The sequence below is a fragment of the Variovorax sp. KBW07 genome, from assembly GCF_003852515.1.
Taxonomy (GTDB): domain Bacteria; phylum Pseudomonadota; class Gammaproteobacteria; order Burkholderiales; family Burkholderiaceae_C; genus Variovorax.
In genome coordinates, this window is sequence record NZ_QAJK01000242.1 from 1 (window position 1) to 2,641 (window position 2,641).

General features: G+C 67.6%; 3 protein-coding genes. All 3 read right to left on the minus strand.

The window, feature by feature from the left end:
- Nucleotides 1-46: 46 nt before the first annotated feature.
- The 3 genes from DBV14_RS32795 to DBV14_RS32805 are packed head-to-tail and all read right to left on the minus strand — an operon-like array spanning nt 47 to nt 2,509.
- The gene (locus DBV14_RS32795; protein ID WP_124466340.1) at nt 47-784 is read right to left on the minus strand and encodes an ABC transporter ATP-binding protein; all 738 of its coding nucleotides are present in this window, start codon (nt 782-784) and stop codon (nt 47-49) included.
- A complete protein-coding gene (locus DBV14_RS32800) occupies nt 777-1,547 on the minus strand; it encodes an ABC transporter ATP-binding protein (RefSeq protein WP_124466343.1) in 771 nt (256 codons plus the stop codon). Before DBV14_RS32800 ends, DBV14_RS32795 begins: the two co-directional genes overlap by 8 nt.
- Nucleotides 1,544-2,509, minus strand: coding sequence for a branched-chain amino acid ABC transporter permease (locus DBV14_RS32805; RefSeq protein ID WP_124466346.1), 966 nt, complete (start codon nt 2,507-2,509; stop codon nt 1,544-1,546). Before DBV14_RS32805 ends, DBV14_RS32800 begins: the two co-directional genes overlap by 4 nt.
- Between the last annotated feature and the right edge of the window lie 132 nt (nt 2,510-2,641).

Below are 2,641 nucleotides of genomic sequence, written 5' to 3' on the forward strand. Positions count from 1 at the left end.
GCCCTGAATGACCCCGCTCCCGCACCCGCCCCGAAACGCAGGCACTTCAGCCAGCCTGCTCTTCGGCAATCCCCACGCCCAGCAGTCCTTCGAGCAGCCCCTTGTCGGACGCGAGCGCCGCGCTAGGCCCCGCGTGCACGACCGTGCCGCGCTCCAGCACGATGGCCTTGTGCGTCATCTCCAGCGCCAGCACCGGATGCTGTTCGACCACGATCGACGCCAGCCCCTCCGACTCGCACAGCCGCCGGATCGCCGCGGCCAGTTCTTCCACGATGATCGGCGCCAGGCCTTCCATCGGCTCGTCGAGCAACAGCAGCTTCGGGTTCGTCATCAGCGCGCGGCCGATGGCCAGCATCTGCTGCTCGCCACCCGAGAGCTGGTTGCCGTAATTGCCTCGCCGCTCGCGCAGGCGCGGAAAGAAGTCGTACACGCGCTTCAGGTTCCAGCCGCCCAGCCGCGCGATCACCGTCAGGTTTTCTTCCACCGTGAGCGAAGGGAACACCTCGCGCTCCTGCGGCACCCAGCCCAGGCCCGCGCGCACGCGCTGGTGCGATGGCCAGCGCGTGATGTCGGTGCCGCACCAGCGGATCGTGCCCTGCATCACGCGGGTGTTGCCCATCAGCGTTTCGAGCAGCGTGGTCTTGCCCACGCCGTTGCGGCCGAGCACGGCGAGGCTTTCGCCCTGCCGCAGGGAAAAGTCGAGACGGTCGAGCACCACGGCATTGCCGTAGCCGGCCGTGACGTGGTCGAAGGCCAGGACCTCTTCTTTTTTTGCTTCAGACATGGTGATGCGAACTTCCCAGATACACCTCGCGCACGCGCGGGTCGGAACCGATTTCGGCGGGCGTGCCTTCGGTGAGGATGCGGCCGCCCACCAGCACCGAGATGCGGCGCGAGAAACGGAAGACGAGCTTCATGTCGTGCTCGATGAACAGCACGCTGATGTCGTCCGGCAGCGCCGCGATGGCTTCGAACAGCTCGCCGCTCTCGTCTTCCGGCACGCCGGCGGCGGGCTCGTCGAGCAGCAGGATGCGCGGCCTGGCCGCGAGCGCGAGCGCGATTTCAAGCAGGCGCTGCTTGCCGTAGGCCAGCTCGGCCACGGGCACGTCGGCCAGGCTGTCGAGCTTGAGCGTGCCGAGCAGCGCATGCGCCTCGTCGAACACCGCCGTGCAGCCCGTGAGCGGCCGCCACCAGGTGGCGCCCAGCCCTTCGCGCTCGCTGATGGCCAGCACCACCGACAACAGCGGCGTGAGGCTGGGGAACAGCGTGTTGATCTGGAAGGTGCGCGCCAGGCCCATGCGCGCGCGCTTGTCGCCCGACAGCCGCGTGATGTCGCGATCGCCCATGTGGATGCTGCCGCTGGTGGGCTTGAACACGCCGGTGAGCAGGTTGATGAGCGTGGTCTTGCCGGCGCCGTTGGGGCCGATCAACGCCTGGCGTGCGCCGGGTTCGAGCGACAGGTTGACGTCGCTCACCGCCTGGAAGGCGCCGAAGCGGATGCCCAGGCCCTGCGTGCGCAGGGTGTGTGTCGTGCTGATGCTGCTCATCGCGTGGTCTTCCCCATGCGAACGAAGCGCGACAGCGCACCCATGATGCCGCCGCGCCCCAGCATGACGGCCGCGATCAGGAAGATGCCGAGCCAGAACATCCAGTACTGCGGGTTCATGTCCGCGAACCAGTCGTGCACCAGCATGTAGACGATGGCGCCGATCAGGCCGCCGTACAGGCGCCCGGTGCCGCCGAGCACGAGGATGATGAGCACTTCGGCGGAGCGGTTGAAGCTGAGCGATTCGATGCCGACGAACTGCGTGGTCTGCGCCAGCAGCGCGCCCGCCACGCCGGCCACCGCGGCCGAGAAGGCATAGGCCATGCGCAGCCGTGCTTCGACGGGCGAGCCGATGGCGAGCATGCGCTTGCGGCTGTCGTGAATGCCGCGCAGCGCCAGGCCGAAGGGCGAGCGCAGCACCAGCCGCACGAGCAGGAACATGGCGAGCACGACGCCGAATGCGTAGCCGAAAGCGGTCTTGCCGTAGAGGTCGAAGTCGAAGAGGCCGAGCACGGGTGCGATGACGACGCCTTGCAGTCCGTCGGTGCCGCCGGTGATGCCGGAGAGGCGGTTGGCGACTTCGAACAGCAGCACGCCGACGCCGATGGTGATCATGAGCCGCGTGAGGTCGGCGCCGCGCACGACGAGGTAGCTGAGCAGGTAGCCGAGGAGGCCGCAGATGGCGAGCGCGAACAAGAGGCCGGTGAAGGGCTCGCTCCAGCCGTATTTGGCGAGCAGGCCTGCTGCGTATGCACCGGCACCGAAGAAGGCGGCGTGGCCGACGGTGAGGATGCCCGCGTAGCCGAGGGCCATGTCGAGGGAGACTGCGAACAGCCCGAAGATCATGATCTGGCTCATGAGGGTGAGCTTGTCGGGCAGCAGGAAGAAGCTCGACGCGAGCGCAAGCCAGAAAGCGATTTCGGCTAGGCGCAGGCGCGAGGGGGAGATCGTGACTGGGTTCATCCTGGGTACTCCGCGTGTCGTGTTGCGGAGCTCTTGCGTTTTGGGCGTTCTTGTTCTGGGGGGTGCTGTTGTTCGGGGCGGGTGCATTCGGGGCGCGTGCATCCGGGGTGCGTGCGACTGACACCGGGTACT